Source organism: Aminithiophilus ramosus, from assembly GCF_018069705.1.
Taxonomy (GTDB): Bacteria; Synergistota; Synergistia; order Synergistales; family Aminithiophilaceae; genus Aminithiophilus; species Aminithiophilus ramosus.
Genome location: NZ_CP072943.1, coordinates 713532 through 740278, shown reverse-complemented (window position 1 = coordinate 740278; position 26747 = coordinate 713532). Strand labels below are relative to the sequence as shown.

Annotated in this window: 33 protein-coding genes and 2 tRNA genes; 32 read left to right on the top strand and 3 right to left on the bottom strand. The window is 61.7% G+C overall.

Going from position 1 to position 26747, the window contains the following annotated elements:
* The first annotated feature begins 2 nt into the window (after positions 1 to 2).
* The 20 genes from KAR29_RS03295 to KAR29_RS03200 all read left to right on the top strand — a co-directional run bounded on the left by KAR29_RS03295 (position 3) and on the right by KAR29_RS03200 (position 15163).
* The gene (locus KAR29_RS03295; RefSeq protein WP_274374214.1) at positions 3 to 800 is read left to right on the top strand and encodes a phosphoribosyltransferase family protein; all 798 of its coding nucleotides are present in this window, start codon (positions 3 to 5) and stop codon (positions 798 to 800) included.
* 75 nt (positions 801 to 875) lie between these two features.
* Complete coding sequence (locus KAR29_RS03290) at positions 876 to 1061, top strand: ferredoxin (protein WP_274374213.1); 186 nt, start codon at positions 876 to 878, stop codon at positions 1059 to 1061.
* A gap of 65 nt (positions 1062 to 1126) precedes the next feature.
* Positions 1127 to 1202: transfer RNA gene (locus tag KAR29_RS03285), tRNA-Ile, on the top strand.
* A gap of 73 nt (positions 1203 to 1275) precedes the next feature.
* Positions 1276 to 2091, top strand: a complete 816-nt coding sequence (locus KAR29_RS03280; protein ID WP_274374212.1) for a Nif3-like dinuclear metal center hexameric protein — start codon at positions 1276 to 1278, stop codon at positions 2089 to 2091.
* Positions 2088 to 3074: a tryptophan--tRNA ligase gene (gene trpS / locus KAR29_RS03275; RefSeq protein WP_274374211.1), complete on the top strand. Its 987-nt coding sequence runs from the start codon at positions 2088 to 2090 to the stop codon at positions 3072 to 3074. The genes KAR29_RS03280 and trpS overlap by 4 nt, the downstream gene beginning before the upstream one ends.
* Positions 3071 to 3832: a segregation and condensation protein A gene (locus KAR29_RS03270; RefSeq protein ID WP_274374210.1), complete on the top strand. Its 762-nt coding sequence runs from the start codon at positions 3071 to 3073 to the stop codon at positions 3830 to 3832. Before trpS ends, KAR29_RS03270 begins: the two co-directional genes overlap by 4 nt.
* The gene (scpB, locus tag KAR29_RS03265) at positions 3804 to 4367 is read left to right on the top strand and encodes an SMC-Scp complex subunit ScpB (RefSeq protein ID WP_274374209.1); all 564 of its coding nucleotides are present in this window, start codon (positions 3804 to 3806) and stop codon (positions 4365 to 4367) included. Before KAR29_RS03270 ends, scpB begins: the two co-directional genes overlap by 29 nt.
* Positions 4351 to 5082 (top strand): pseudouridine synthase, encoded by a 732-nt coding sequence (locus KAR29_RS03260; protein ID WP_274374208.1) that lies wholly within the window; start codon positions 4351 to 4353, stop codon positions 5080 to 5082. Before scpB ends, KAR29_RS03260 begins: the two co-directional genes overlap by 17 nt.
* A gap of 30 nt (positions 5083 to 5112) precedes the next feature.
* Positions 5113 to 6012, top strand: coding sequence for an HDOD domain-containing protein (locus KAR29_RS03255; protein ID WP_274374207.1), 900 nt, complete (start codon positions 5113 to 5115; stop codon positions 6010 to 6012).
* A complete protein-coding gene (gene cmk, locus KAR29_RS03250) occupies positions 6012 to 6695 on the top strand; it encodes a (d)CMP kinase (RefSeq protein WP_274374206.1) in 684 nt (227 codons plus the stop codon). The genes KAR29_RS03255 and cmk overlap by 1 nt, the downstream gene beginning before the upstream one ends.
* Entirely contained in the window at positions 6688 to 7341 is a 654-nt protein-coding gene (locus KAR29_RS03245; protein ID WP_274374205.1) for a lysophospholipid acyltransferase family protein, read from the top strand. Before cmk ends, KAR29_RS03245 begins: the two co-directional genes overlap by 8 nt.
* The gene (hflX, locus tag KAR29_RS03240; RefSeq protein ID WP_274374204.1) at positions 7328 to 8461 is read left to right on the top strand and encodes a GTPase HflX; all 1134 of its coding nucleotides are present in this window, start codon (positions 7328 to 7330) and stop codon (positions 8459 to 8461) included. The genes KAR29_RS03245 and hflX overlap by 14 nt, the downstream gene beginning before the upstream one ends.
* Positions 8446 to 9339 carry a YicC/YloC family endoribonuclease gene (locus KAR29_RS03235; RefSeq protein ID WP_274374203.1) on the top strand — a complete coding sequence of 298 codons (894 nt, stop codon included), beginning with the start codon at positions 8446 to 8448 and terminating at the stop codon, positions 9337 to 9339. The genes hflX and KAR29_RS03235 overlap by 16 nt, the downstream gene beginning before the upstream one ends.
* Before the next feature lie 5 nt (positions 9340 to 9344).
* Positions 9345 to 9599 carry a DUF370 domain-containing protein gene (locus KAR29_RS03230; RefSeq protein ID WP_274374202.1) on the top strand — a complete coding sequence of 85 codons (255 nt, stop codon included), beginning with the start codon at positions 9345 to 9347 and terminating at the stop codon, positions 9597 to 9599.
* 3 nt (positions 9600 to 9602) lie between these two features.
* Positions 9603 to 10166 (top strand): guanylate kinase, encoded by a 564-nt coding sequence (gmk, locus tag KAR29_RS03225; RefSeq protein ID WP_274374201.1) that lies wholly within the window; start codon positions 9603 to 9605, stop codon positions 10164 to 10166.
* A gap of 28 nt (positions 10167 to 10194) precedes the next feature.
* Complete coding sequence (locus KAR29_RS03220) at positions 10195 to 10455, top strand: DNA-directed RNA polymerase subunit omega (protein ID WP_274374200.1); 261 nt, start codon at positions 10195 to 10197, stop codon at positions 10453 to 10455.
* The gene (coaBC, locus tag KAR29_RS03215) at positions 10436 to 11650 is read left to right on the top strand and encodes a bifunctional phosphopantothenoylcysteine decarboxylase/phosphopantothenate--cysteine ligase CoaBC (protein ID WP_274374199.1); all 1215 of its coding nucleotides are present in this window, start codon (positions 10436 to 10438) and stop codon (positions 11648 to 11650) included. The genes KAR29_RS03220 and coaBC overlap by 20 nt, the downstream gene beginning before the upstream one ends.
* Entirely contained in the window at positions 11647 to 13437 is a 1791-nt protein-coding gene (locus KAR29_RS03210; RefSeq protein ID WP_274374198.1) for a primosomal protein N' family DNA-binding protein, read from the top strand. The genes coaBC and KAR29_RS03210 overlap by 4 nt, the downstream gene beginning before the upstream one ends.
* 22 nt (positions 13438 to 13459) lie before the next feature.
* Positions 13460 to 14791 carry a ribosome biogenesis GTPase Der gene (gene der, locus KAR29_RS03205; RefSeq protein WP_274374197.1) on the top strand — a complete coding sequence of 444 codons (1332 nt, stop codon included), beginning with the start codon at positions 13460 to 13462 and terminating at the stop codon, positions 14789 to 14791.
* A gap of 93 nt (positions 14792 to 14884) precedes the next feature.
* Complete coding sequence (locus KAR29_RS03200) at positions 14885 to 15163, top strand: HU family DNA-binding protein (protein ID WP_274374196.1); 279 nt, start codon at positions 14885 to 14887, stop codon at positions 15161 to 15163.
* Between the two features lie 122 nt (positions 15164 to 15285).
* Here the strand turns inward: KAR29_RS03200 and rsmA are convergent, their stop codons facing one another.
* Complete coding sequence (gene rsmA, locus KAR29_RS03195) at positions 15286 to 16119, bottom strand: 16S rRNA (adenine(1518)-N(6)/adenine(1519)-N(6))-dimethyltransferase RsmA (RefSeq protein ID WP_274374195.1); 834 nt, start codon at positions 16117 to 16119, stop codon at positions 15286 to 15288.
* Positions 16120 to 16184: 65 nt separating this feature from the next.
* Positions 16185 to 16262 (bottom strand) — tRNA-Pro (locus KAR29_RS03190).
* A gap of 148 nt (positions 16263 to 16410) precedes the next feature.
* Between KAR29_RS03190 and trmB the strand changes: the two genes are divergently transcribed.
* From trmB to coaD, 4 genes are read left to right on the top strand one after another with little or no spacing between them, the layout of a single operon-like run.
* Positions 16411 to 17352, top strand: a complete 942-nt coding sequence (gene trmB, locus KAR29_RS03185) for a tRNA (guanosine(46)-N7)-methyltransferase TrmB (protein WP_274374194.1) — start codon at positions 16411 to 16413, stop codon at positions 17350 to 17352.
* Positions 17349 to 17750 carry a tRNA (N6-threonylcarbamoyladenosine(37)-N6)-methyltransferase TrmO gene (gene tsaA, locus KAR29_RS03180; RefSeq protein ID WP_274374193.1) on the top strand — a complete coding sequence of 134 codons (402 nt, stop codon included), beginning with the start codon at positions 17349 to 17351 and terminating at the stop codon, positions 17748 to 17750. The genes trmB and tsaA overlap by 4 nt, the downstream gene beginning before the upstream one ends.
* Positions 17747 to 18238, top strand: a complete 492-nt coding sequence (locus tag KAR29_RS03175; protein WP_274374192.1) for an RsmD family RNA methyltransferase — start codon at positions 17747 to 17749, stop codon at positions 18236 to 18238. The genes tsaA and KAR29_RS03175 overlap by 4 nt, the downstream gene beginning before the upstream one ends.
* A 23-nt stretch (positions 18239 to 18261) precedes the next feature.
* On the top strand, positions 18262 to 18756 hold the full coding sequence (gene coaD, locus KAR29_RS03170) for a pantetheine-phosphate adenylyltransferase (RefSeq protein WP_274374191.1): 495 nt from the start codon (positions 18262 to 18264) through the stop codon (positions 18754 to 18756).
* Here the strand turns inward: coaD and KAR29_RS03165 are convergent.
* Positions 18746 to 19948, bottom strand: coding sequence for a tRNA(Met) cytidine acetate ligase (locus KAR29_RS03165; RefSeq protein ID WP_274374190.1), 1203 nt, complete (start codon positions 19946 to 19948; stop codon positions 18746 to 18748). The two genes, coaD and KAR29_RS03165, sit on opposite strands and share 11 nt — an antisense overlap.
* A 70-nt stretch (positions 19949 to 20018) precedes the next feature.
* On the opposite strand from KAR29_RS03165, the gene KAR29_RS03160 reads away from it, so the two are divergent.
* The 8 genes from KAR29_RS03160 to fabD all read left to right on the top strand — a co-directional run bounded on the left by KAR29_RS03160 (position 20019) and on the right by fabD (position 26746).
* On the top strand, positions 20019 to 21218 hold the full coding sequence (locus KAR29_RS03160) for an acetate/propionate family kinase (RefSeq protein WP_274374189.1): 1200 nt from the start codon (positions 20019 to 20021) through the stop codon (positions 21216 to 21218).
* A 16-nt stretch (positions 21219 to 21234) separates the two neighbouring features.
* Positions 21235 to 21810 carry a YceD family protein gene (locus tag KAR29_RS03155; protein WP_274374188.1) on the top strand — a complete coding sequence of 192 codons (576 nt, stop codon included), beginning with the start codon at positions 21235 to 21237 and terminating at the stop codon, positions 21808 to 21810.
* A 1-nt stretch (position 21811) separates the two neighbouring features.
* Positions 21812 to 22006 carry a 50S ribosomal protein L32 gene (rpmF, locus tag KAR29_RS03150; RefSeq protein WP_274374187.1) on the top strand — a complete coding sequence of 65 codons (195 nt, stop codon included), beginning with the start codon at positions 21812 to 21814 and terminating at the stop codon, positions 22004 to 22006.
* Positions 22007 to 22201: 195 nt separating this feature from the next.
* Positions 22202 to 22786 carry a transcription factor FapR gene (gene fapR, locus KAR29_RS03145; RefSeq protein ID WP_407649529.1) on the top strand — a complete coding sequence of 195 codons (585 nt, stop codon included), beginning with the start codon at positions 22202 to 22204 and terminating at the stop codon, positions 22784 to 22786.
* A 21-nt stretch (positions 22787 to 22807) separates the two neighbouring features.
* Complete coding sequence (plsX, locus tag KAR29_RS03140; RefSeq protein WP_274374186.1) at positions 22808 to 23809, top strand: phosphate acyltransferase PlsX; 1002 nt, start codon at positions 22808 to 22810, stop codon at positions 23807 to 23809.
* A gap of 1 nt (position 23810) precedes the next feature.
* On the top strand, positions 23811 to 24809 hold the full coding sequence (locus KAR29_RS03135; protein WP_274374185.1) for a beta-ketoacyl-ACP synthase III: 999 nt from the start codon (positions 23811 to 23813) through the stop codon (positions 24807 to 24809).
* A gap of 16 nt (positions 24810 to 24825) precedes the next feature.
* Positions 24826 to 25779 carry an enoyl-[acyl-carrier-protein] reductase FabK gene (gene fabK, locus KAR29_RS03130; RefSeq protein WP_274374184.1) on the top strand — a complete coding sequence of 318 codons (954 nt, stop codon included), beginning with the start codon at positions 24826 to 24828 and terminating at the stop codon, positions 25777 to 25779.
* Between the two features lie 19 nt (positions 25780 to 25798).
* A complete protein-coding gene (gene fabD, locus KAR29_RS03125) occupies positions 25799 to 26746 on the top strand; it encodes an ACP S-malonyltransferase (RefSeq protein WP_274374903.1) in 948 nt (315 codons plus the stop codon).
* Position 26747: the final 1 nt, after the last annotated feature.

Here is a 26747-nt window from a genome sequence, read left to right as displayed (position 1 = left end):
TCATGAAGGGACAGAGAACGGAGAGGCTCGTCAGGATGGCCTCGAGGCTCCTGCTTTTTCCGGCGAAGCAGGTCTCGCTGACGCAGATGGCCGGTGCCTTTCAGGTTTCGAAGACGGTGATAAGCGACGACATCGCCATCATCGACGGTGCCTTCGCTCAGGAGGAGTTGGGCCGTGTCGTCGTCGATCGGGGACGAAGCGGAGGAGCGGCCTTTCGCCCGGCGCTCACGGCAGGTCTTCGTCGCAAGTGGCTCGAGTCCGTGGCCCAGCGGATTTCCGAGGAAGAACGCCTGCTGCCTGGAGGGCTGATCTATTACAGCGACATCCTCTTCGACCCCAGCTTCGCTCTGCCTTTGGGATTTGCCCTGGCCTCGGATTTTGCCGAAGTCGGTGCCGATGTTGTCATGACGTCGGAGGTTAAAGGCATTCCTCTGGCCCTTTATGTCGCCCATGCCTTGGGCGTTCCTCTCGCCGTCTGCCGTTTCCGCAACAGAGCAAGCGATGGGGCCGCCGTGGGCGTTCACTTCCCGACCCTTTCGGGCGACGTGCGGACCATGTACATGGGAACGAGGCAGTTGCGCAAGGGATCGAAAGTCCTCGTCATCGATGATTTCATGAGAGGCGGCAGCACGGTCGCCGGCATGCTCCTCGTCGCTCGCGAGTTCGGTGCCGACGTTGTCGGTACCGGAGTCTTCATCGCTGCCGCCGAACCGGCACAGAAGGCCGTCAAAAGTTACAAAGCCCTTTTTCAGCTCAGCCGCGAGCCTCAGGGAGGAGCACGGATTGTCGTCATCGATTGACTTGTGTCCATTCTTCGTTGACGTTCGGTCCCGGCTGAGATACAATGCCTCCTCGGAAGGAGGTGAGGGAGACTTATGGTCGTTAAATTGGACCAGGACGAGTGTATCGGATGTGGCGTCTGCGCTCAGATCTGTCCGGAGGTTTTCGAGCTCGACGAAGAGGCGGGCAAGGCCAGAGTGATCCGTCCGGAGGGGGCCGACGGTGCCTTGGAGGCGGCCGACAGCTGTCCCGTCGGATGCATTCGCGTTGAGGGGAACTAGCTCTTTCGTTTGAGAACGTGCCCTCCTTGTCTCCCCCCCCGACGTACCGCTATAATGATGTCATCGGGCCCATAGCTCAAGGGTTAGAGCCGCCGGCTCATAACCGGAAGGTTCCTGGTTCAAATCCAGGTGGGCCCACCAGACCGCACTAAAAGCCACCGCTGCGGTGGCTTTTTTATATATCCTGGGGACAGAACTGGGAGGAGGGATTCCCTTGAAGGTCTCCGAGGTGGAGAGAGTCCTTGAAGAGTGGCTTCCTGCGCGTTGGGCCGAGGCGTGGGACAATGTGGGACTCCTCGTCGGTCATCCTTCCTGGGAGGTAAAGAGCCCCATGGTTGTTCTCGACGTGACGGAAGAGGCCGTGCGGCGAGCCGTTGCGGAGGGGCGAACGCTGCTTCTCTCCCATCACCCGCTTCTCTTTTCGCCCGTCAGGCGTCTCGATTTTTCCACGCCTTCCCTGAGAGTCGCCGCCTCGGCCCTTCAGGCCCGAGTCGCCCTCTTGGCGGCCCATACGAACTGGGATAACGCCCCTGACGGCGTCAACGTCATCCTGGCCCGCTCCCTGGGGCTTTCCGATCTTCGCCCCCTCCGGAGGGGGCCGGACGATTCATGGGGCGTCGGCGTCCTGGGAAATCTCGTCTCTCCGGAGGAGCCCCAGGCCATCCTCGACCGGCTTCGTCGCGTCTGGCGGCTGTCCTGGGTCCACTACTACGGGCCCCTGAAGCCGATCCGATCGCTGGCCCTCTGCGGCGGCTCGGGCGCCGATCTTTATCTCGAAGCGTCGATCGGCGGCGCGGACCTTTTTGTGACGGCCGACGTGAAGTATCATCAGGTGGAGGCCATTCTGGCCGAAGGTCTTGCCCTTGCCGTCATCGATCACGGGGAGATGGAGCGCGTCTCCCTTCCCGCCCTTGCCCGGGGGTTGGCGTCCCGTATGGGCTGTGACGTCGCCGTCTCCGATGATCGCGCCCTTCCCGTCCCTTTCGGAACGGTGTTCCCTTTCTTTCATGACAGAGGTGATGGTTTATGAATCGTGTGTTCAGCGGTATGCGCCCCACGGGCAAGCTCCACATCGGTCATCTGGCCGGTGCCCTGACGAACTGGACCCGTCTTCAGGACGACTATGACTGCTACTACGGAATCGTCGACTGGCATGCTCTCATGTCGGATTACGCCGACACGAGTCGCCTCGGGGAAAATTGTCGGGAGGTGCTCCTCGATTGGCTCGGATCGGGAATCGATCCCGAGAGGAGTTCCATCTTCATCCAATCCCATGTCGTCGAGCACGCCGAACTGGCCCTCGCCCTGGGCATGATCACGCCTCTCGGATGGCTGGAGAGGTGTCCGACCTACAAGGAGCAGATCCTCAACCTTCAGAACAAGGATCTGGGGACCTACGCCTTTCTCGGCTATCCTGTCCTCATGGCGGCCGATATCCTTCTCTACCGGTCGGAGAAGGTCCCCGTCGGTGAAGATCAGTCGGCTCACCTGGAGATCACCAGAGAGATCGCCAGGCGCTTCAACTATTTCTACGGTCCCATCTTCCCGGAACCGGAGACGTTGCTGACGCCGACGCCCAAGGTTCCCGGCACGGATGGAAGAAAAATGAGCAAGTCCTACGGCAACAGCATCAACATTTCCGACGAACTGCCCGAGATCTGGCAGAAGATGCGGACGATGAAGACGGACCCGGCCAGAGAGAGGCGCTCCGATCCCGGAGATCCCGACAAGTGTCCCGTCTGGGACCTGCATCGCGTCTTCAACCCTGACGGGGGGGAGAGAGAGGAACTCGCTTCGGGCTGTCGCTCGGCCGCCATCGGCTGTATCGACTGCAAAAAGAGACTCTTCTCCCATGTCGAGCGTTATCTGGCTCCGATTCAGGAGCGGCGCCGTCACTACGAGGGCCGGCCGGAGCTGCTTGACGAGGTGCTCCATCACGGTGCCGAAAAGGCCCGCAAGGTCGCCCGTGAGACGATGGCGGCTGTCAGGGAGGCTCTGGGGCTTCTCCGGTGACCCCTTCGTTTGACGTCGATTTCGAGGGGTTTTCAGGTCCTCTCGATCTGCTCTGCCTCCTCGTCGAGACGAGGGAAATAGAGGCCTCCTCCGTTCCCCTGGGCGATGTTGTTCACCGCTATGCGGCTTTTCTGGTCCGTTCCCGCGAGGTTTCTCTCTCCAGGGCCGCCGAGTTCCTCTCTTTGGCGGCCCGTCTTCTCCTGGGTAAAGTGCAGGCCCTTTTCCCCAGACCCAAGGAGGAAATCCTCGACGAGAGAGACGACGGAGCCGACGAGGAGACGTTGCGAGCCCTTCTGGAGCGTTATCGCCCTTACCGCAAGGCGGCCTCCTTCCTTTTCCGCCTTCAGGCCCAAAGGCAGAGGTCTTTCCTCCGTCCGCCCGAAGAAGGTCCCCCTCTCTATGATCTGGGCGATCTTTGGGGGCTTTCTCTGCTCTGGTGGCGGACCCTGGAGATCTTTCAGCGCCGTCAGGCCCAGGACGGATCGGAATCCTCCCGTCACGATGAAAGCCATGACGAGGGGATTCCCGAGGCGATCCCTGAGGAGGTCCAAGTCGAACGGCGCATGGAGGAGATCCTTTTCTCCCTCTCCACGGAGGAGACCGGGTTGCCCCTTGCCCGGATCCTCCGCCACGAGAGAGGTCGCATCAATCTCATCGTCACCCTTTTGGCTCTTCTGGAGCTGTCTCGCTTGGGTCGGGTTTCTCTGGCCCAGAAGGAGGTCCTCGGCGATGTGCAGGTCTGCCGTGTCCTCTCTTGAGCCGTCCGATGCCGTCATCGAGGCTCTTCTATTCGTCGCCGTCGAGCCTGTCTCGACGCGGGAGCTGGCTTCTGCGGCCGCCCTCTCGACGGCTGGCGCAGAAGCCTCTCTGGAACGTCTGCGCCGTCATTACGGTCAGGGTCACGGGCTCTGCCTTCTCTCCATCGGCGGGGGATGGGTGCTGGCTACAAGTCCCTCCGTCGAGGAGGCTGTAGCTGCCTTCCGAGAGACGGCCCAGAGCCAGCGGGTCCGTCTGAGCAAGGCCGCTCTGGAATCCCTTTCCGTCGTCGCCTACAGCCAGCCCGTGACGCGATCGGAGATCGAGGAGATTCGAGGCGTCCGTTGCGATCGCGTTCTCGACACGCTTCTGCGTTACGGCCTGATCCGGATCGCCGGGCGCAAAAAGGGAACGGGAAACCCCCTGTTGTACAGGACGACGGCCCGATTCCTCGAGGTTTTCGGTCTCGAATCCGTTTCGGCCCTTCCCTGTCTGGACGATCTCGAGGAGGTCTTGGGCGATGACGACGGAGATTGAGGGGGAGCGCCTCAACCGTTATCTCGCCCGCTGTGGACTCGGGTCGAGGCGGAACGTTGAAACCCTGATTTTTTCGGGGAGGGTCTGCGTCGATGGACAAAGGGCCCATTCTCCGGGAGAACGAGTCGTCGAGGGTAGCCGTGTCACCTTCGACGGACGTTCTCTCTTTCCCCTGGACTCGCTCTATCTGGCCCTGAATAAGCCGCGAGGCGTCGTCTGTGCCGTTTCGGATCCTTTCGACCGGACCGTCGTCGATCTTCTCCCGGAGGTTTTTGCCGGGCGCAGGCCCTTTCCTGTGGGGCGGTTGGACAGGGAAAGCGAGGGGCTCCTGCTGATGACCAACGACGGCGACTTCGCCCATCGGATTCTTCATCCCCGCTTCGGCGTCGTCAAGAGATACGAGGTCCGTCTCGACAGGGCTCTGCCCGATCTCCTTCTGTCTCGGTGGCGTCGCGGCCTTCGTCTCGACGGGAGACTCGTCGTTCCCCATGCCGTCGAGCGCCTGCCGGAGGAGGATAGAGGGCTTTCCCTCTCTCTCAACGAGGGGTTGAAGAGGGAAATCCGGCGCATGGCGGAGCAGCTAGGCTTCCGCGTCCTTTCCCTGCGCCGTTGCGCCATCGGAGGGCTGGTGCTGGAACACCTTCGCCTCGGCGATTTTCTTGAAGTCGATGGTTCCAACCTGTGGCAGATGATTAAGTCTGGTGGTATCGTGTGAAGATGACCCCGAATTCGGGAGGTGGGCACCGTGGCATCCTTGGATGACAGAACCCGTGGATTGATTCGCCAAAGAATCGTCAGCCGTGTCAAGGATATTCCCTCTCTGCCTCAGATGGTCCTCCAGACTCTGAAGAAACTGGATGATCCCAAAAGCAGCGCCGCTGATGTGGCCGATCGGCTCTCCCGGGACGAAGGCCTGGTCCTGAGGGTGCTGAAGCTGGCCAACTCGGCTTATTACGGCATGCCGAGGCGCGTCTCGAGCGTCACCGAGGCGATTCCCTATCTGGGGTACCGGACGGTCAAGAGCCTTGTCCTGGCTGCCTCCGTCTTTCAGCACATGGACAAGCCTCTGGCGGGCTATGCTCTCGACAGGGGCGATCTTTGGCATCATTCGCTGGCCGTGGCCGTCTCCTCTCGTCATATCGTGGAGAAAATCACGGGAAAGAAGATCATCGATCCCGAAGAAGCCTACATCGCCGGAATGCTTCACGACATCGGGAAAATCGTCCTCAACGATTACATCCGCTTCGGCTACGGTCTCATCGTGCGGATGGTCGAAGAGGAGCAGGTTCCTTTCATGGAAGCCGAGAGGGAAGTTCTCGGCTTCGACCATGCCGAAGTCGGCGCCCAACTCATCGAACAGTGGCAGCTTCCGGACAGTTTCGTCGCCGTGGCCCGCTACCACCATGATCCCGAATCCCTGCCGGAGGAAGCCTCGTCTGAAGAGCGTCTTCTCCTTGATGTCGTTCATGTCGCCAATGTCATGACGCTCATGCTCGGCGCCGGCCTGGGGGCCGACGGTCTTCAGTACCCGCTATCCGAGGCGGCTCTGGAGCGACTGGCCATTCCCGACCCCGAGAGCCTCTTGGGAGAGCTGGTGGACTGCATCACCTCTCTCGATGAAGAGCTTCCCGCCGAGGACGCCTGATGGCGCCGTCACCCTTTGTCGTCGCCATCGACGGTCCCGCCGGATCGGGCAAAAGCACCATAGCCCGCCTTCTTGCCAGGAAAATCGGGGCATCCTACCTGGATACGGGGGCCCTCTATCGGGCCATCGCCTTTTACCTCGATGGCCGGTCTGTTCCTCCTGAAGAAGGAGAGCCTCTGCGATGTGCCTTGGCGGAGCTGACCGTATCCCTTCGCGGCGAGCGCGTCTTCCTCGGCGACGAAGATGTCACGGACAGAATACGTACGCCTCGCGTCGATTCCATCGTGAGCCGTTACGCCGCTCTGGGCCCCGTCAGAGAAAGCCTCCTCGACCTCCAGCGCTCCCAGTCCCGCCTAGGGCCCCTTGTCGCCGACGGACGGGACATGGGAACCGTCGTCTTCCCCGAGGCCGACGTCAAGATCTTCCTCTCCGCCTCGCCCGAGGAGCGGGCTCGTCGTCGCTGGAGAGAGCTTGTCGACAGGGGAGAAACTCTAACCTGCGAGGAAGTCCTTTTTCAGGTGATTCGGCGGGATCGGATCGACTCCGATCGGACTCTGGCTCCCCTGAGAGAGGCCGAGGGGGCTTTTCTCGTCGACACGACGGATCTTTCCGTCGAGGAGGTCCTCTCTCATCTCTGTGGCCTGATGAAACTTGACCTTTCCGGGAGGCTCGGCGATGTTTAGAGCGCTCCTTTACGGTTGCGTCAAATACTCCTGCCTTCTCTGGCTTCGTCTTTACAACCGGCTTTCCATCGAGGCCGTCGACGAGGTGCCCCGCCGGGGTGCCTTTATCGTCGCCGCCAATCATTGCAGCAATCTCGATCCCGTTGTCATCGGTGCAGCCTGTCCCAGAAGGCTTCGTTTCATGGCCAAGGAGGAGCTTTTCCGCATCCCTCTTCTCGGCCCGCTCATTCGAGCTCTGGGAGCCGTTCCCGTTCCGCGCTCCGACCGTCAGGGCGCGGCAGCCGTCCTTCGACTGACCTTGGCGAGACTGGAGGCCTCCGAGAGCGTGATCCTGTTCCCCGAGGGGACCCGTTCCCGGGACGGGCGCCTGAAGGGGCTCGAAGGGGGGGTGGCTCTTCTGGCCGTCAAGACCGGTCTGCCCGTCATCCCGGCCTTCATATCCGGCAGCTACGAGGCCCTGCCCGGCGGAGCCCCTTTCCCTCGTCCCGTCAAGATCCGCCTCCGTTTCGGCTCTCCGCTGCGGGCTGCCGAGCTCCTGCCCGAGGGAAGCGAGAAGGAGCGGCGTCAGGCCCTGCTCCGTCGCCTCGAAAGGGAGCTTCTATCGTTGCAGAGTTCCATGGCGGGAGGTGCCGATGATCATCCATAGGCGACAGGCCGCCGTCTTCGGGCTTCAAAAGCCTGGAGACGACGATTCCTGGCATTTGGCCGTAGAGGAGCTCCGCCTTCTTCTGGATAACCTGGACATCGACGTTCTCGACGTCTTCTCTCAAAGAAGGGTCCGACCCGATGCGACGACCTTCATCGGGTCGGGAAAGGCCGAGGAAATCGGTCTGGCCGCCCTGGAAATGGGAGCGACCCTTCTTGTCTGTGTCGATGATCTGGGGCCGGGGCAGAGAGTGGAGCTGCAGAAGTTGATGAAGCTTGAGGTCTGGGACTGGCCTCTGGTCATCATGAAGATATTCGATTCCCGGGCCCACACGGCGGAGGCCAAACTTCAGGTGGAGCTGGCTCGGGCCCGCTACGAACTTCCCCAGCTTCGAGGGTTCGGAGCCCAGATGTCCCGTACCGGAGGTGGAATCGGCACCCGCGGTCCCGGCGAGACGGAGTTTGAAAAGCACCGCCGCAAGCTGGAGCGCAGAGTCAAGGAAATCCAGCGAAAACTGGACGAGGTGCGCAAAAGGCGGGAAAGCCAGCGCAAAAGGCGCCGTCGAGTCGGCCTTTTCACTGTGGCCCTCGTGGGCTACACCAACAGCGGCAAAACGACCCTTCTGCAGCGACTGAGCCATGATGCGGGTCTTGTCGGGCAGGACCGTCTTTTCGCGACGCTCGATCCCTCCGTAAGGCGCGTCCGTCTCCCCCTGGGGGAGACCGTTCTCGTCTCCGATACGGTAGGATTCATCCGTCGCCTGCCACCCGGATTGGTCGCCGCCTTCCGAGCTACTCTGGAGGAAGTCGCGGGGGCCGATCTTCTCCTTGTCGTGCTCGATGTTTCAGACGAGAGGCTCAACGATACTTTGGAGACGGTGGAATCGACCCTTGAGGCCATCGAGGCGGCCTCCGTTCCCGTCGTCATTGCCCTGAACAAAGTCGACAAGGCCGAAACCTCGTCGGTGGAGCGACATCTGATGCGGCTGCGCGGTCGGGGCGATCAGGTGGTGCCTCTTTCGGCCAAGGAGGGCTGGGGGCAGGACGAGTTGCTCCGACTCCTCGAACGAGTGCTGTTTCCGGAAAGAGAAGGGGAGGGTGGAACGTGTTCAGAAGCATGACCGGTTTCGGCCGGGCTAAGGTTGATCGTTACTGGGGATCGTTGGTCACCGAAATTTCCAGCGTCAATCACCGCTACCAGGAGGTCTCGCTCCGCGTCCCCCGCGACCTGGCCTTTCTCGAGCCTCCGATCCAGCAGAAGTTGCGGGAGACCTACAGCAGAGGCAAGACGCTTCTGCGCCTGGATGTCCTCTGGAACTCGGAGTTTCGCGTGATGCCTCTCAATGTCGCTGCCCTTGAGGGGTACCTCCACCAATTGGAAGCGCTTGCTTCCCGTCTGGGGAGAGAGGGAACCTTCTCTCTGGAAGGGCTTCTGTCTCTGCCCGGAGTGGCGGGGCAGGAGGGGGGATTGGGCGAAGACCTCCGGCAGGAGCTTCTCGACGCTCTCGGCGAGGCTTTGGCGGAGGCCGTCTCCCAATGGCAAACCATGCGGATCCAGGAGGGCAGGGATCTGTTCGACGACATCGGGGTCCAGCTCGACCTTTTCGGGATCGAGCTGGATAAGGTCGCGACTCTCTGGGATCAGGCTCGCGACGAAGCCCTCAAGGCGCTGCGGAGTCGAATCGCCGAACGCCTTGATGAGGTCCTTTCGGGAGCGACTATCGACGAGGGGCGTCTGGCACAGGAAATCGTCCTCCTCAGCGACCGCTGGGACATCTCCGAAGAGATTTCGAGGAGCAAAAGCCACCTGCAGAAATTTCGTTCCTTCGTCGCAGGAGAGGGACCTCACGGAAGGAAACTCGATTTCCTCGTCCAGGAAATGAACCGTGAAGTCAACACCATGGGTTCAAAAATATCCGACACCGCCATCCGATGGACCGTAGTCGAGATGAAAGCCCTTCTCGAACGGATCCGAGAGCAGATCCAGAACGTCGAGTGACGGCCATGACGGGAAGATTGGTCCATATCGGTTTTGGCAACATGGTCGTCGCCGATCGGATCGTCGCCATCATCAGCCCCGCTTCTGCGCCCATCAAACGATTGAAGGAGGAGGCCCGAGACTCGGGAAAGCTCGTCGACGCCACGCAGGGCCGCAAGACGCGGGCCATCCTCATCACCGACAGCGATCATCTCATCCTTTCTGCCGTTCAGCCTGAGACGGTAGCCCACCGCTACGAGGGATCGGACGATGAGGAATAGGCCGTGAGCCGCGGGCGTCTTTTCATCCTTTCCGGCCCCAGCGGGGCGGGAAAGGGCACGTTGCGCAAGGCCCTCTTTCAGGCTCTGCCCGATCTGGTCTACTCCATTTCCTGCACGACCCGTCTACCGCGTCCCGGGGAGATCGATGGCCTCGACTACCGTTTTCTCTCCCCCGAGGCCTTTCATGACCTCGTCGAAGCCGACGCTTTTCTCGAGGAAGCCTGTGTCCACGGCCATCGCTACGGCACGTTGAGAGAGGATGTCCTGAGGGAACTCCAGTCAGGCCGCGATGTCGTCCTCGAAATCGATGTGCAGGGAGCCCGGCAGGTCAAAAGGCGTCTTGCCGAGGCGGTTCTCCTTTTCGTCCGCCCTCCTTCGGGGGAAGAGCTGGAACGTCGCCTTCGTTCCAGGGGCACGGAAGATGAGGCAAGCCTCTCCTTGAGGCTGAAAAACGCGGAAAAGGAGATGGCCGTTGCCGAGATCTACGATCACGTCGTCGTCAATGACGATCTGGAGAAAGCCCTTCAGGAATTGAAAGCTCTGATCCTGAGTTATCGCAGCGCCTGAAAGACGAGTTTTTTGAGGAGGTATTCCCATGATTTTCCACGACCTTGAAGCGATTCTGAAAACGACACAGATACCCGATAAATACGTCCTGGCTCAGGTCATCTCCATGCGGGCACGTCAGCTCAGCGAGCTTCACAATCGCGCTCTCATCGACGAGACGAGCGGGCGGTGCATCAATGCCGCCGTGGGCGACGTCGCCGACGGGCAGTTCCAGGTTGATGTCACCCTTGAGATCGATGCCGAGGCCCTCGGGGCCAGGGAAGTTCCCGATGCTTCCCTGGAAGAGTAGACGACGCCTTCTCCTGGCCGTTACGGGAGGCATCGCCGCCTACAAGACTCCCGATCTGGTCCGGGCTCTCCGCAAGGCCGACTGTGATGTCGAGGTGGTCCTCACGTCCGCTGCTGCGACGATGGTGAGTCCCCTCGTCCTTTCCACTCTGGCAGGCAGGCGCTGCTGGGTCGAGGCGGACCTGCTCTCCCGTGAGGAGGGGTGGAAGATTCCCCACATCAGCCTTGCCGATTGGGCTGAAGCCGTCCTCGTCGCCCCCTGCACGGCGTCGATGTTGCAGAAGGCCGCATCTGGAGCGGCTGATGGCCTCATCGCCGCCTCTCTCCTGGCGACGCGGGCTCCCGTGCTCCTCTTCCCGGCCATGAACGTCAAGATGTGGGATCACCCCGCCACGGCGGCCAACGTCGAAAAATGTTGTGGCCTCGGCTACGGAATCATCGATCCTCAGTCGGGTTTTCTCGCCTGCGGCTACGAGGGGAAGGGGCGTCTTCCCGAGACGGAGATTATCGTCGAGACGCTCTGGAAGGCTCTGGCTCCGAGGAAGGACCTGGCCGGCAAAAAGGTCCTCGTCACGGCGGGACCGACATGGGAGTTCATCGACCCCGTGCGCTACATCGGCAACCCGAGCACGGGACGGATGGGCTTTGCCATAGCCAAGGCGGCCTGGTACAGAGGGGCGGAGGTTACCGTCGTGGCGGGGCCGACGACGGCTGAGATCCCTCCGGGCATCCGTCTTTGTCCCGTCACCTCGGCTTTGGAGATGCGTCAGGCCGTCCTGGAACGGTTCGAGGCGGCTGACATCATCGTCAAAGCCGCCGCCGTCGGCGATTTCCGCGTCGACGAACGGGCGCCGAACAAAATCAAACGTGGCGACAGGGAGTGGCTCGAGCTTCGCCTCGTTCAGAACCCCGACATCGCCGCGGAATTGGGAGACAGGAAGAGGCCCGGTCAGCTCCTCGTCGGCTTCGCCGCCGAAACGGAAGCTCTCGACCTTCACGCCCGTGCCAAGATGGAGCGCAAAAAACTCGATGTCATCGTCGCCAACGATATCACGGTGCCCGGGACAGGCTTTGCCTCCGTCGACAACCGCGTCGTCATCTACGACCGTTGTGGAGGACGGTTGGAGCGGTCCGGCTCCAAAGAGGAGGTCGCCTGGGCTCTCTGGGACCATCTGGAGACTCTCCAGGGGAGATGACGGGCCATTTCGTCGACGTCTTTCTCCCCGGTCCCTGGTGGAATCCCCTGACCTACCTTTCGCCGAGAAACGTGCAGGAGGGCGTTCGCGTCGTCGTTCCCATGGGCAGGGGGAAACGCGTCGGCTTTGCCCGCACCTCCGTCAATCCGCCCTGCGGAGTGGACCTCCGGTCTCTCGAGCGGATCGTCGATGATGTTCCGCCTTTGGGCGAGGAACTCTGGCAGCTGGCTCTCTGGCTCTGCGGCCGCTCTCTCTGCGGCTTGGGAGCGACGCTGGCTCTTCTCTCCCCCGCCCCTTTGCTTCGAGGCGAGCCCTGCGCCTGCCCCTCCCTCCCGGAGAGAAGGCCAAGGGCCTTCTCCGAGAGGCTTCTTTTCGACGTCGACGAAGGGCGGCGTTGGTCGAGCTATCGGGATGAGATCACGGCTCACGCCGGAGAAGGCCTCGTCCTCTTTCCGGAGCAGCTCTCGGCCCGCCGTTTCTGGGAGACTTTGCCCGAGTCCCTTCGGCCGGAGGTCCTCCTCTGGTCCCATCAGGCGGGAAAGAAACGTTGGGAGGATTGGCAGCGTCTTCGCAGGGGCGAGGTCCGCATCGTCGTCGGATCGCCGTCGGCCCTCTTCGCCCCGTTGCAGGATCTCTCCCTCGTTATCGTGGAAGAGGAGGGGCATAGCAGCTACCAGAGTCTCGGGACGCCTTTTTTCAACGCTCGAAGTGTCGCCGCCCGACGGGCTCAACTTGCCGAGGCCCGTCTCGTCCTGGGAGGCAGTCTCCCTTCCGCGCGGCTTTACCGAAGCAGGAAGCCTCCTTCCCCCCGTCCTTCCAAGGGCAAAATCCGCTTTGTCGACGTCAAAAACGCCCCGGGGGCTGTCCTGCCCGGGTTGCGCGATCCCCTGAAGCTGAGCGAGGTTCTGATCGAGGAGACGCTTGCCGTCGTCAATGCGGGGAAAAAAGCCCTCTGGATTCTCGATCGGAAGGGCTATGCCGCGGAGGTGGCCTGTGAGGAGTGCGGTTCAGCCCTGCTCTGCCGCCGCTGTGGAACTCCCTGTCGTCTCTGCGGAGGGTTGCTTCAATGTCCGACCTGCCGCGAACGTCAGCCTCTCCCCGACCGATGCCCCCGCTGCGGAGGAGGTCTCCTTCAGGGCAACAGGCCGGGACTGGAGGCCCTGGCCTCTCTGGCGACCGCCGTCACGGGCGAAGCGTTCCCCGTTCGGCTCTGGCACGCCGATCTGGGGCAGACGAAAAAACGTCGCTCCGATCTGAAACGGGACCTGGTTCGCGGAGGTGTCGTCGTGGGTTCGCGCGGCGCCCTTTCCCTTTGTGACGAGGGGGGTGTTGCCCTTGTCGGATGGATCGACGTCGATGGAGAGGCCCGAAGGCCCTTTTTCGACGCGAGGCACCATGCCTTCAGGATGATCTGGGAGTCCTGCTGGAGAGGTCCCGACGGACTGTCCCGTCGCGTCGTACTCCAGTCGCGATGCCCCGGAGTCGGGTGGCAGCAGGGTTTGAGGGGAGGGTGGGGCCTTTTCTGGGCCGGGGAACTGGAGGAGCGACGCTCGCTCGAGCTTCCCCCCTTCGCCGTCCTTGTCGAGATCGACGGGGGAGGGCAAAGGGAGGCCCTTCTTGCGGCTCTTCGGGCCGGGGGACTGGACCCTCTCGAGGGAGACTCACCTCAGGCCCCGCTATGGTTGAGCTGTCAGCGGCTCGCCCTCTGCAGAGAGGCGGTGGAGCCTTTTTTTGACATTGGACGATCTCGACGGGGTTTCCCCAAAATTCGAGTCTGGACCGACTGAAAGTTAAAGAGGTGTTGTTCTCATGGCTATCGTATCGATCATCGGACGCCCTAACGTCGGCAAGTCCTCCCTTTTCAACCGCATCGCCGGCCAACGTCTGGCCATCGTCGACGACTTGCCCGGCGTAACGCGTGATCGCCTCTACGCTCCGATCACGACGGACAGAGGCCAGTTCTACCTTGTCGACACGGGAGGCCTGGAGGAGGAGAACAGCGAACGTCCCTTCGCCGAAAGCGTTCGTCGTCAGGTCCACCTCGCCCTGGCCGAAAGCGATCTGGTTCTTTTCGTCGTCGACGGCCGCGGCGGAATCAATGCCCTCGACCGGGAGGTGGCCATGACGCTCCGTCGCAGCGAGAGGCCCGTCCTCGTCGTGGCCAACAAGATCGACGATCCCAAACACGACGAGGCCTATTACGACGTCTTCGAGCTGGGATTCGAAGAGGCCATTCCCGTCAGCGCCGAGCACAACCGCAACATCAGCACTCTCCTGGAAATGATCGAAGAACGCCTTCCCCGGCAGGAAAGCCTCGACGCGGAAGACGAGATCCGTGTCGCCCTCGTCGGACGTCCCAACGTGGGCAAGTCGAGCATCCTCAATGAACTGACCGGTTCCGATCGCTCTCTTGTGAGCGACATTCCGGGGACGACTCGAGATGTCGTCGACAGCGTCGTCGTCAGAGACGATCGCCGCTTCCGCTTCGTCGATACGGCTGGTCTGAGACGTAAAAGTCGCATCGATTCCCGCCTGGAATACTATTCGACGGTGCGGACCTTTCAGGCCATCGATCGCTCCGACGTCGTCCTTCTCGTCATGGAGGGGACGGAAGTCGCCACCGATCAGGACAAACGTCTGGCCGGACACATCGTCGAACAGGGAAGAGGGTTGGTCCTCGTCGTCAACAAATGGGACCTCGTCTCGAAAGATCCCTCTTTCGGCCCCAAGCTGCTCAAAAAAATCCGGGAGGAGCTTTCCTTCGTCGATCATGCGCCCGTCGTCTTCGTTTCTGCTCTGAGTGGGCGGTCCGTAGGTCGTCTTCCCGAGGCCATCTGCCGTGTCCAGGAAAATCGGTGCCGGAGAATCGTCACCTCACGGCTCAACGAGATGCTTCGGGATATTCTCGCCTTTGAGCGGATGCCCGGCGACGGCAAAGGACGTTATCTCCGCATCTCCTATCTGGCCCAGGTATCGGTGACGCCGCCCACCTTCGTCTTCTTCGTCAACGACCCCTCTCTTGTGACGGTGGCCTTTGAAAGGTACGTCATCAGGCAACTCCGGAAGATGGAGACCTTCGAGGGGACGCCCCTTCGGCTCTTCTGGAGGAAAAAAAGACCTTCGGCGGCCTCTACGGCTTGACCGGGTCAGTTTGAGCGGGTAATAATGTGACGGAGACGATGTCAAAGCCGCTCGTCATCGGCTTCGGACATTCTGAACAGGAGGTGGACAGGAGTGACCAAGACAGAACTCGTCAATGCCGTGGCAAAGAAGACCGAAATGAGCAAGAAAGCCGCCGCTGAGGCCGTCGAGGCCGTCTTTGAGGCGATTCAGCAGGAGCTGGCCGAGGGCGGAAAGGTGCAGCTCGTCGGTTTCGGAACCTTTGAGGTTCGCGAGCGTGCCGCGCGGCAAGGTCGGAATCCTCAGGATTCCGATAAGATCATCGAGATACCGGCCAAGAAAGTTCCCGTTTTCAAGGCAGGGAAGGCCCTCAAGGAGAGCGTCGAGGGCTGACCGCTCGGTCGATTCCATCTTTAAGCCTCAATCCTCACGACACAAAGGGGAGAAGGACATCGTCCTTCTCCCCTTTGTGTCGTCATGCCCGGTCGCCTCGGTTCGAGCGAGGACTCAACGGGTCACCTCGAAGGAGGAAGCCAGGGAGTCAGCCTCTGAGCGAGCCGCAGCCACTGATCGCCGTCCAGTTCTTCTGCGCGGATTTTCCCGTCCATGCCGAGGTCGGAGAAAAGGGAGAGGAGGGGCTCGCGAGACAGGCTGAAAGAGGCGCCGAGGTTGTTGGCCAGAGTCTTTCGCCTCTGTCCAAAGGCCGCCTTCAGAAGGCGGCGCCATGAGCGATCGCCGGCGAGGTCCTGGCGTCTGTCGATTCCGATCTCGATGAGAGCCGAATCGACGCGGGGTGCAGGGCGAAAGGCTCCGGGCGGCACGCGGCGCAGCCGTCGGGCATGTCCCATCAGCTCCAGCGTTACCCCCAGCGGATAACGCATTTTCGTCCCCGCCGGCGAGGTGAGTCGATCGGCAGCCTCTTTCTGAACCATGAGCAGAAGATAGCGGAGCCCTCTCGGGGCCAGATCCTCGAGAAGTTTCCAGATCAAAGGCGTCGTGATGTGATAGGGGATATTGGCGATCACCTTTTGCGGGGGATCGGGGAAGTTGCTTTCGTAGTCGAAGGTGACGGCGTCGCCCCAGAAGACCTTGAGGTTGGAAAAGGCTTTTTCGAGGGTTGCCAGATCACCTTCGAGCCTCCTGTCAATTTCGAGCGAGTAGAGCCGACGGCAGCCGGAGAGAGCCAGCTGGCGCGTCAGAACGCCCTGGCCGGCACCGATTTCGAGGATCGTCTCCTCCGGTCCCGGTGCCGATGCCTCGAGGATAAATTGCAAAACAGAGGGATCGACGAGAAAGTTTTGTCCCAGATCGGTGTTGTGCCGAAAGGGCCTGCTCTTTTGTCCGTTCACGTTGCAGACCTCCAGAAAAGGGAGAACGAAAAAGCGGGAAACCCGAAGGTTCCCCGCTGGAATTCTGGTCGGGACGAGAGGATTCGAACCTCCGACCACCTGCACCCCATGCAGGTGCGCTAGCCAGGCTGCGCTACGTCCCGAAGACAGAGCGTATTGTACCTTCCCTGAAGGGTTCGGTCAAGGGGAGGATAGCGTTTTATTCAGGAAAGAGGAACCGGAGAAAACCCGAAGGAAGCGGTGGGAGGGTCTTTTGAGTATAATGGACCGGCACGGTAAGGAGGGGAATGGATGAGCTGCTCTCTGAGGGAGACACTGGTTCTGCCCGCCCGTCTCGATGCTCCGGCGGACTGGTTCGGCGCACTTCCTTTTTCAAGACGCATAGCGGAAATCGGGTTCGGGAACGGCGAATTTCTTTTCCATCGGTCGGGACTTGAACCACAGGTGCTCCATCTGGGAATCGAGGTCTCGCTCCGCTGTATCGATAAAGCTGCCCGGAGGGTCTACCTGGCCGGTCGGCGGAATGTCCGACTCATCTTGGGAGATGGGCGGTTCCTTCTGCGAGAGGCCTTCCCCGAGGCCTATTTCGAGGGGATTTTCATGCACTTTCCCTGTCCGTGGCCCAAGACGCGTCATGCCCGAAGGCGGGTCACCACTCCCGATTTCATCGAAACCCTCGCCTCCGCCCTGGCCGAGGGAGGGTTTTTCGAACTTCTGACCGATGAGGAGGCCTATGCCCTGGCGGCCCAAAAAGCCATGGGAGGGCATCCCTCTTTCCGGCTCGAATCCTTCGAGGTCGATCCGGTCAGACCTGTGAGGACCAAATATGAGCGCAAGTGGATGGAGATGGGCAAACCCATCTTCCGGCTTCACGTCGTGAAGACGGCACCTGCCAGGGTTGCCAAAATATCAGGAGGAGGGAGTGGGCCGATGCACATCGTTCTCCCCGGGGCGCGGCTGGATGCGGAGCGGCTGAGGGCGGCCTCGAGTCTCGAAGGAGGTACAGACGACGCTCGCTGGGTCGTCTGCAACAGCTACAGCGGCGTTGACGGATCGGGCCTTGTCCAGGTCGTCACCTGCGATGAGGGTTTTGAACAGAGATTCTATATCCGCCTTGTTCCCAGGGAGGACGACTGTCTCGTCAAAGTCGACGACGCCTCCTATCCCTTTAATACGCCGGCCGTCCATGCTGCCATCGGAGGCCTCGCGGCCCTCCTGGAGAAGCGGTCATGAAAGGTCTCCATCTCTACCCCATTGGTTTTGTCTCCAACGGCAGAGAAGAGATGGCCGCTCCGGAGAGTTTCGCCGAGACGGAATCGACGCTCCATTTCGTCGGTCTTCCTCCGGGAGTCCTCGATGGGCTGGAGCCGGGGCAGGATATTTTGGTCCTTTTCTGGTTTCATCGGCGCCAGGGTTATTCGCCCAAGGTCCATCCCAAAGGGGATCCCCGCCGCCCCCTCCGGGGAGTCTTCGCCACCTGTGCCCCCCAGCGTCCCAACCCCATCGGGGCCACACGGTGCCGCCTCATCGAAGTCGGCCCGGACAGCCTTCGCGTCCGAGGTCTCGACGCCCTCGACGGCACGCCTCTTCTCGACATCAAGCCCTTCGCCATGGGGGAGGGAAACGCTTGAAAGAGGTTCGTCCCACATCGGGCAAGGTCCTCCAGGCCCTTTTCAACATTCTCGGTCCTTTGGAGGGGCAGTCCTTTCTCGATCTCTTTGCCGGAACGGGCCGAGTGACCCTCGAGGCTTGGCGCCGAGGGGCCCGGCCCGTCTGTGCCGTGGAACTCGTGCGGGGCCGCTGCGAGGCGCTGCTCCCTCTGGCAGGGGAGAGAGAACTGGGCGTCTGGTTCCTCGATGTCCGTCAGGCCCTTCGGCGCCTTAAATCGAAAGAGAGAGTCTTCGACGTCGTCTTTGCCGATCCCCCCTATCAGTCCCGATGGGTGGCGACGCTCCTCGAACTCCTGGCGGACCACGTGGCGCTGATGCACGGCCGCTCGCGTCTCGTCATCGAACGTTCGCTCCGCGAGCCTCTTCCCGTACTGCCTGCCCGTCTCTCGCTCGTCGAAGAGCGGCACTACGGTGAAACGGTCCTCTCTTTCCTGAGGCCCGTCGTCTGAGCTTTGCCGAGGAGGGCTTTCCCTTGATTCGCGCTGTCTATCCCGGGTCGTTCGATCCCATCACCAACGGTCATATCTACATCGCCGAAAGGGCGGCCTCTCTTTTCGACGAGTTGATCTTCGCCATCCTCGTCAACCCGCAGAAGCAGTCCACCTTCAGCGTCGATGAGCGCCAGTCCATGGCACGAGAGGCCCTTAGCCATCTCCCCAACGTCGAAGTCACCTTCTTCGAGGGGCTGCTCGTCGATTTTATGCGCCGCGAGCAGAGCCGCATCGTCATCAGAGGGTTGCGGGCTCTCTCCGATTTCGAGTATGAATTTCAGCTATCTCTGATGAACCGGCAGCTGGCTCCCGAAATCGAGACGCTGTTCATCGTCACCGACGCGCGCTACTCCTATCTTTCGAGCCGGGCTGTCAAAGAGGTCTTTCATTTCGGCGGGGCCATCGCCGATATGGTTCCGCCCGGTGTTTTTCGTCGCTTGAGGGAACATTTTCCGGATAAGAGCCTCAGATCATGAGGGGGGGCTCGAAGGGATCGCGTTGAGCGGCGACGGGGAGTAGGCCTTCCCAAATCTCTCCGGCGACGTGGCGGAGCCGCTCGATAGTCTGGGCCGCTCCCTCGGGAATCTCCGAGCCGCGTGAGACGAAGGGGATTGTTGCCCTGTCTCCCATCTCGCGCAGGAGGTCCCGTCCCGTCCCGTTGGCGCCGAGCACTCGCGAGAAAAGGGGGCCCGAGCGCTGAAGGGCTCTGTTCGTCTCCTGGTCCAGGCCGAGGAGACAGTGGATCGCCTGCCGCTGAATGCGTCCCCTGGGGTAGCGCTTCGACGTGAGGCTGTCGACGAATTGCCTCCAGGTGCGGCCCGATCGTGCCTCTCGGACGAAGGCTCTCTCGATCCCCTCGCTCATTTCGGCCATCGAGGCAAGCCGGGTCGATCCCTCCCGCAGAAAGAGAATCCGCATCGTGCGCCAGAGCGTTTCGTCGTCGGCAAGACATCGGTCCGAGGCCAGAGAGGCCGAAATCCGCCCGAAGGCGTATTCGGGCATCGCCTCGTTCAGGGCGGATCTGTCTCCCTCTTTCAGGGCCTCTCGAAGGGCCGTGGCCGACATGATCCTCCCCCGGGTCCGGTCGTGATAGCCGGGGCCCAGTCGGCAGATGGGCCTGGCTTCGAGGGGGTATCGGGCCTTGAAGATCTGCCGCACGTAGGCGACGGCCAGGCTGTTGTTGGGACGGGACAGGACGCCTCCCGCTCCGGGCAGCAGGGCATCGATGGCGCGGCTCCGCGATTCGACGAAGGAGAGGCCTGTTCGGAGGTTTCGGGCCAATGCCTCCTTGAAAGGAGCCGGTTCGTCCAGTAGTATGGACGCGATTGTCTCGATCGGCGCCTCACGATCCTCCATGCCGAAGACGACGTCCGTCACGACGCCCGTGGCGGCCAGGATGTCGATGGCGGCTCCGGCGAAAACGCCGGCATTGTGGCAGCAGAAGGGTACGGGCAGTTCGACGACGAGATCTGCGCCGCCTTCGAGGGCCATGGCCGTTCTTGTCTGGGGGTCGAGACAGGCTGGCTCGCCCCTCTGGACGAAATGGGAGGAGAGGACCACCACGACGGCTGCGGCGTCCGTGACCCTGCGGGCTTCCGCGAGGTGGTAGGCATGTCCGCTGTGAAAAGGGTTGTATTCGGCGACGATTCCCGCCACACGTCTCGTCATCGTTGCACCTCCGTGTTTGCCCTACGATACGGTTAGGAGAACAGACAGGTCAAGGGAGGTCCAAAAGAACATGAAGGTTCTCGTCCTCAACTGCGGCAGCTCGTCCCTCAAGTATCAGCTTTTCGACATGACCGATGAATCGGTTCTGGCCAAGGGGCTTGTGGAGCGCATCGGCATCGACGGCGCCCGCATCAAGCACGTCAAGACGGATAGGGATCCCGTTGTCACCGATGTGCCCATTCCCAATCACAAAAAGGCCATCCAGCTCGTTCTCGACCGTCTTCTCGATCCGAGCTGCGGCGTTATCTCCAGCCTCGATGAGCTTGCTGCCGCCGGTCATCGCGTCGTCCACGGCGGTGACCGCTTCGCGACGTCCGTCAGGATCGACAGTCAGGTTCTCAAGGGCATCGAAGAGGTCGTTCCCCTTGCTCCCCTCCACAATCCAGCGAACCTTACGGGCATCAAGGCCATGGTCGAAGTCCTCCCCCAGCTCCCTCAGGTCGCCGTTTTCGACACGGCCTTTCACCAGACGATGCCGCCCAGGGCTTTCGTCTATGGCATTCCCTACCACTACTACAGCGAGAACAGGATCAGGCGTTACGGTTTCCACGGCACGAGCCATTATTTCGTCGCCTACAGGGCCGCAGAGATGCTCGGCCGCCCCGTGGAATCGCTGAAAATCGTCACCTGCCACCTCGGTAACGGCAGCTCCATCACGGCTGTCGACGGGGGGCGCTCCGTCGATACGACCCTCGGTTTCGGGACCGTGCCGGGCGTCCTCATGGGGACCCGCTGCGGCGATGTCGATCCCCTCGTCGTCCTCTCCGTCATGGAGGCCGAGGGAATGGACACGAAGGCCATGAGCCACGTCCTCCACAAGGAGAGCGGCGTCTTCGGCATCTCCGGCGTCAGCAGCGACCTTCGCGACGTCGAAGAGGCCGCTGCCAAGGGCAATGAGAGGGCTCAGCTTGCCCTGGACATGCTCGTCTATCACATCAGAAAGTATATCGGTGCCTACGCGGCCGCCATGGGCGGTCTGGACGCCATCGTCTTCACTGCCGGCATCGGAGAGAACGGCGTCGACATCCGCGACGCCGTCTGCCGCGACCTCGAATTCCTCGGAGCCCGCTTCGCTCCGGAAAAAAACAAGGTCCGCGGCAAAGAGCAGATCATCAGTGCCGACGATTCCCGCGTCGCCATCATGGTGATCCCCACCAACGAAGAACTCGTCATCGCCCGCGACACGGTCAAGCTCGTCTTGACGCGGTGACGGAGGCGTTCCGGCCGTGACCTTTCCCGACTGGAAGATCGCTCCGACGATTCCCCTCGCCGATCTGGTCGAAGGAGTTCGCTCCTACTCCTGGGATCTCCCCCTTGAAGGGGAGCTGGAACATTGGGGACAGACGTACGCCTGGGCGCCGCTCCTGCACGTCGAAGCCGAGGTGGCCCGGCGCGGAGAGGGGATCGTCCTGACCCTTCTTTTTTCCGGAGGAGCTGTGGCCCGTTGCGCCCGTTGTCTTTCTCCCGCCCCTCTTGCAATCGAGGGCAAAGTCCGCTATTTTTATTCTTTGCGGGGCAGCGATCACGGAGAGACGGAGTTCACCGACGATCAGATCCTCTTTCTCGACCGTTCGGCCAGGGAAATCGATTTGGCGACGCCCCTCTGGGAGAGCCTCGTCCTTTCGCTTCCGGCCGTCGTTCTTTGTCGGGAAGATTGCCGGGGCCTCTGTCCCTGCTGTGGTGCCGATCTCAACAGAGAGCCGTGCCATTGCCCCGTCGATGCAGCCGATCCCCGCCTTGAGGCTCTTCGCGAGCTCGAAGGCCTTCGGGACGATAAAGAGGTACCAGAGGGAGGGAACTGACATGGCAACTCCGAAACGACGCGTCTCGCATGCCGCCACGGCCAGCAGAAAGGCCCAGTGGCTGGGGGCTTTGAGCGCCCCTGCTGTGACCACCTGCCCCCACTGCGGCGAGGTCATCATGACTTATCGTGCCTGCTCCGAATGTGGGTACTACCGGGGCCGCAAGGCCGTAGAGATGGGCACGGAAGAGGCCTGATCCCTTTTCTGCGGCAACGCGTAAGCGCCGCCGTCGACCGGGTTCCTCCGGCCGGCGGCGGCGCTTACGCGTTGTTCCCTTTTCCTTTCGTTACCTTCGGCTGAGGACCTCTTGACCAAAAAGAGGGACCCCTCTATACTGACTCCATCATCAGAACTGTTCTTAGCACCAGATACCAACGAGGGGGACTTCCCTTTGGCTCGGTCGATAGTCAAACAGATGCGACATAAAAACCTCATGGAACTCCTCGAGGCCAATCCTCTTCTGACGGACGAAGATCTGGCTCTGACCCTTTGCGTCAGCGTCGGCACGGTCCGCCTGGATCGAGCCCTTCTGGGCCTTCCAGAGCTGCGGGAACGGATGAGGCGAATGGCCGAAAAGGCCAATCGCCGCCTTCGTTCGCTGAGGCAGGAGGAGGTTATAGGCGATCTTCTGGAGCTGGAGCCCGACCACCTTGCCCTTTCCTATCTGACGACGAGCAAGGAGATGGCCTTCCGTCATACGGGCATCGTGTGGGATCATTACATCTACAGTCAGGCCAGCACTCTGGCCATGGCCGTCGTCGAGGCCGACATGGTCGTCACCGGCGCGGCCCGTGTGCGTTACAAGTCTCCTGCCCACGTGGGCGATAAGCTGATAGCCAGAGCTAAAGTCGGCGTTCGCAAAGGGAACAAAAACGTCGTCAGTGTCCGGACTCGAGTCGCCGACAGGGAAATTTTCGTCGGCCGTTTCATTGTCGTCGCCTGTCTGTCAGAAACCGCGGAAGCGGAAAAACTCTGAACGTGGAGAGGGGGTGCCTCCTTGCTTCTGGCCCTAGATGTCATGGGCGGCGATAACGCCCCGGCGGAAACCTGTCGTGGAGCCCTGATGGCCTGTGACCGTTTTCCCGATCTGGAAGTGGCCCTCGTCGGGACGGGATCTCGCGTTGCACCTCTTATCGCGGAGGCCTCGTCGTCGGTGGCGAAACGACTTCATGTCGTCAACGCCGAAGAGGTCATAACCATGGATGAGTTGCCGTCGGTGGCTATCAGGAACAAAAGGAAGTCGAGCCTGAGAATCGCCATGGAGATGGTCCGCTCCGGTGAGGCCCAGGGTTGCATATCGGCAGGCAACACGGGGGCCATCGTCGCTGGAGGTGTTCTTGTCGTCGGTCGCATTCCGGGCATAGACAGGCCCGGACTCGGCGTTCCCCTTCCGGCCATCGATCGTCTCCGCATGCTCATCGACGTCGGCGCCACGGTGCGGAGCAAGCCCTTGAATCTCGTCCAGTTCGCCCTCATGGGCGGTCTTTATATGCGACATGTCCTGAACGTCGCCGATCCCAAAGTAGCTCTTCTCGCCAACGGGGAAGAGGAAATCAAAGGCGATGACGTCATCGCCCAGGCCCGCGATGTCCTGCGCAAAGGCCCCTTCACCTTCATCGGCTACGTCGAGGGCAAGGATATCCCCGTCGGCCCCGCCGATGTCGTCGTCTGTGACGGATTCACGGGCAATATCCTCCTCAAGGTTATGGAGGGGCTGGGCGAGGCGGTTTATGCCCTTCTCCGCGAGGAGATGGGCCAGAGGATTCTGCCCAAGGTGGGGATGGTCTTTATGCTTCCCATGTTGAAGGAACTTTGGACGCGTTTTGACTATGAGCAGTACGGGGGCACGCCTCTTCTGGGAGTCCGAGGCGCTGTCATCAAGGCCCACGGCCGCTCGAAGGCACCGGCCATAGCCAGCGCGCTCGGCGTCGCCCGCGATTTCGTCCTCAAGCGGGGCGTCGAGCTGATCAGCAGGGAGATCACTCAAGGAGGGATGTAGGATGCCCCTTTTCGGCGGCCGAAGAGTCGCTCTTCTGGGAACAGGCATTGCCCTTCCCGACCGTATCCTCACAAATGATGAGCTTTCGCGGATGGTCGACACCAGCGACGCCTGGATCCAGGAGCGGACGGGAATCCGGGTGAGACATATCGCAGAGCCCGGACAGCTCACGAGTGACTTAGCGGCCGAGGCCGCCGAGAGGGCTCTTTCGGCGGCGGGTATCCCGGCCGAATCGGTCGATATGATCCTCGTCGGGACCAACTCGCCTGATACCCTTTTCCCCGGAGTAGGGCCCAAGGTCCAGGGAAAGATCGGGGCGCCTAAAGCCGGTGCCTGTGACGTCCAGGCTGGCTGCACCGGTTCCATCTACGCTCTCTCCATGGCGGTCACGGGAATCGCATCGGGCATCTGGAACCACGTTCTCGTCATCGGCGCCGAAGTCCTCTCTCCCCTTCTGGACTGGGAGGATCGGAACACCTGTGTCCTTTTCGGCGACGGAGCAGGAGCGGTGATCCTGGGAGCGGCCCCGGAGGGCACGAGAGGTTTTATCTCCGCCGATCTTCGTGCCGAAGGAGAGTTCCATGATCTCATCACGTTGCCTGCGGGCATGGCCCAGAGGCCTGCCTCTTTGGAGACGGTCGCGGGGCGAGAACATTATGTTCAGATGAAGGGCAATGACGTCTTCAAGTTCGTCAATCGCAAATTGCCCGCCTTTCTCAAGGACTTCCTCGAAAAATCGGATCTCAAGGCCTCGGAGGTTGCGAACTGGATCTTCCATCAGGCCAACCTTCGCATCATCGACGGCGTCCTTCGTCGACTCGACGTCGATCCGGCGAAGGCCTACGTCGATCTCGATCATCTGGGGAACACTTCGGCGGCCTCCGTTTTCATCGCCCTTCACGAGGCCGTGGAGGAAAAGGTCCTCGGCCGGGGAGATCTCGTCGTCATGACCAGCTTCGGTGCCGGCATGACATACGGTGCGATCGCCTTTGAACTGTAGCGAGAGGAGTTGGCCCATGGCTTTATACAATCGTCTGACGGCTTTGCTGAAAACAGAGTACCCCCTCCTGCAGGGAGGGATGGCCTGGGTGGCTGACGCCGAGCTGGCGGCAGCCGTCTCGAACGGAGGCGGTCTGGGAATCGTCGCCGCCGCGAACATGCCGCCCGAGCAGCTCGAAAGGGAGCTCGTCAAGGTCCGATCCCTGACGGATCGCCCTTTCGGCCTCAATATCATGCTTCTTTCGCCGACGGCCGACGAGGCCCTGGCCTTGGCCGCCGATTATCGTGTTCCCATCGTGACGACGGGGGCCGGCAGCCCCGGCAAGGTTTTGGAGAGGCTCAAACCTCTCGGAACGGTCGTCATCCCCGTCATCGCCTCCGTGGCCCATGCCCGGCGTGTCGAGAAGCAGGGTGCCGATGCCGTCGTCGCCGAGGGCAGCGAGGCGGGAGGTCATATCGGCGAGACGACGACGATGGCCCTCGTGCCCCAGGTCGCCGATGCCGTCTCCATCCCCGTCATCGCGGCCGGCGGCATCGCCGACGGCCGCGGCGTGGCGGCCGCGTTCTGCCTCGGTGCCGAGGGGGTCCAGGTGGGGACACGGTTTCTCTGTTCCGCCGAATGCCGCGTTCACGAGGCCTACAAACAGGCGGTGCTCGACGCCGGCGATCGGAGCACCGTCGTCACCGGCAGACCGACGGGCCATCCCGTTCGGGTTATCCGCAACAAGCTGGCCCGGAGGTTCGAGGAACTGGAGGCCTCCGGCGCCTCTGTCGAAGAGCTGGAGGCTCTGGGAAGTGGGAGGCTCCGAGCGGCCGTCGTCGACGGCGATGCGGAGTGGGGGTCGCTCATGGCCGGCCAGATTTGTGGTCTGGTCCGGTCCGTCGAACCCGCCGAGGCCATCATCGAAGGCCTTTTCAGAGAGGCCTCGGCTGCGCTGGAGAAAATCTGTCGATTTTCCCCGACCTGTTGAGGAAGAGGTGTTGGTGCCGATGTCCTATGCTCTGTTGTTCCCCGGCCAAGGCTCACAGGAGGTGGGTATGGCCCGCGGCCTCGTCGAACGATCGAGAACGGCTCGGTCTCTTTTCCAGAGGGCCGACGAGGCTTTGGGCTTTCCTCTGAGTCGGATCGTCTTTGAAGGGCCTGAAGAGGAACTTCGAAAGACGGAGTTCACTCAGCCTGCCATCCTGGTGGCGAGTCTGGCCGCCTTCGAGGTCCTTCGCGAGGAAATGGGAAGCGATCTGGCTCCGGCCTTTCTCGCCGGCCACAGCCTCGGCGAATACTCGGCCCTGGTGGCCTCCGGCGTCCTGGCCTTGGAGGACGGCGTGCGTCTCGTTCATCTCCGGGGACGGCTGATGCAGGAGGCGGTGCCTCTCGGCGAAGGGGCTATGGCCGCCCTGCTTGGCCTGACGGCGGACCAGGTCCGTCAGATCTGCGCCGCCGTCGATGGAGAGAGAGTCTGCGAGGCCGCCAATTTTAACTCTCCGGGGCAGATCGTTGTCTCCGGCCACGTCGACGCCCTTGAGCGGGCCATGTCATTGGCCAAGGAGATGGGAGCGAAACGGGCTCTTCTTCTCAACGTGAGCGCTCCCTTCCATTGCCGACTCATGGCTCCCGTCGCCGACAGGCTCAGAGAGGCCTTTTCCTCCATGACCTGGTGTGAGCCCACCTGGCCCATCGTGACCAACGCCTGGGCAACGCCTCAAGGCACCGTGGACTCCCTGCAGAGGGCCCTTTACGAACAGACCTTCAGTCCCGTTCGCTGGGAGGAATCGATGCTTCACCTGGGAACGCTCGGCGTCGACCGTTTCCTCGAGGTCGGTCCGGGAAGGGTCCTGAGCGGCTTGGCGAAGAAGTGCCTCAAAGGCGCGTCGACGGCGAATTTGGGCGATGTGGGCGACATCGAAGGTTCCCTTGCCTTCCTGAAAGAGGGTCAATAGA

Bases quoted from the DNA above. Each gene is read 5' to 3' on its own strand.
- fabD (WP_274374903.1), top strand. From the start codon at position 25,799: ATGTCCTATGCTCTGTTGTTCCCCGGCCAAGGCTCACAGGAGGTGGGT.
- KAR29_RS03230 (WP_274374202.1), top strand. From the start codon at position 9,345: ATGACGGGAAGATTGGTCCATATCGGTTTTGGCAACATGGTCGTCGCC.
- KAR29_RS03135 (WP_274374185.1), top strand. From the start codon at position 23,811: ATGCCCCTTTTCGGCGGCCGAAGAGTCGCTCTTCTGGGAACAGGCATT.
- fabK (WP_274374184.1), top strand. From the start codon at position 24,826: ATGGCTTTATACAATCGTCTGACGGCTTTGCTGAAAACAGAGTACCCC.
- KAR29_RS03295 (WP_274374214.1), top strand. From the start codon at position 3: ATGAAGGGACAGAGAACGGAGAGGCTCGTCAGGATGGCCTCGAGGCTC.
- scpB (WP_274374209.1), top strand. From the start codon at position 3,804: ATGTGCAGGTCTGCCGTGTCCTCTCTTGAGCCGTCCGATGCCGTCATC.
- hflX (WP_274374204.1), top strand. From the start codon at position 7,328: ATGATCATCCATAGGCGACAGGCCGCCGTCTTCGGGCTTCAAAAGCCT.
- der (WP_274374197.1), top strand. From the start codon at position 13,460: ATGGCTATCGTATCGATCATCGGACGCCCTAACGTCGGCAAGTCCTCC.
- coaBC (WP_274374199.1), top strand. From the start codon at position 10,436: ATGCTTCCCTGGAAGAGTAGACGACGCCTTCTCCTGGCCGTTACGGGA.
- tsaA (WP_274374193.1), top strand. From the start codon at position 17,349: ATGAAAGGTCTCCATCTCTACCCCATTGGTTTTGTCTCCAACGGCAGA.
- rpmF (WP_274374187.1), top strand. From the start codon at position 21,812: ATGGCAACTCCGAAACGACGCGTCTCGCATGCCGCCACGGCCAGCAGA.
- KAR29_RS03210 (WP_274374198.1), top strand. From the start codon at position 11,647: ATGACGGGCCATTTCGTCGACGTCTTTCTCCCCGGTCCCTGGTGGAAT.
- KAR29_RS03245 (WP_274374205.1), top strand. From the start codon at position 6,688: ATGTTTAGAGCGCTCCTTTACGGTTGCGTCAAATACTCCTGCCTTCTC.
- KAR29_RS03290 (WP_274374213.1), top strand. From the start codon at position 876: ATGGTCGTTAAATTGGACCAGGACGAGTGTATCGGATGTGGCGTCTGC.
- trpS (WP_274374211.1), top strand. From the start codon at position 2,088: ATGAATCGTGTGTTCAGCGGTATGCGCCCCACGGGCAAGCTCCACATC.
- KAR29_RS03220 (WP_274374200.1), top strand. From the start codon at position 10,195: ATGATTTTCCACGACCTTGAAGCGATTCTGAAAACGACACAGATACCC.
- KAR29_RS03160 (WP_274374189.1), top strand. From the start codon at position 20,019: ATGAAGGTTCTCGTCCTCAACTGCGGCAGCTCGTCCCTCAAGTATCAG.
- trmB (WP_274374194.1), top strand. From the start codon at position 16,411: ATGAGCTGCTCTCTGAGGGAGACACTGGTTCTGCCCGCCCGTCTCGAT.
- cmk (WP_274374206.1), top strand. From the start codon at position 6,012: ATGGCGCCGTCACCCTTTGTCGTCGCCATCGACGGTCCCGCCGGATCG.
- KAR29_RS03165 (WP_274374190.1), bottom strand. From the start codon at position 19,948: ATGACGAGACGTGTGGCGGGAATCGTCGCCGAATACAACCCTTTTCAC.
- KAR29_RS03260 (WP_274374208.1), top strand. From the start codon at position 4,351: ATGACGACGGAGATTGAGGGGGAGCGCCTCAACCGTTATCTCGCCCGC.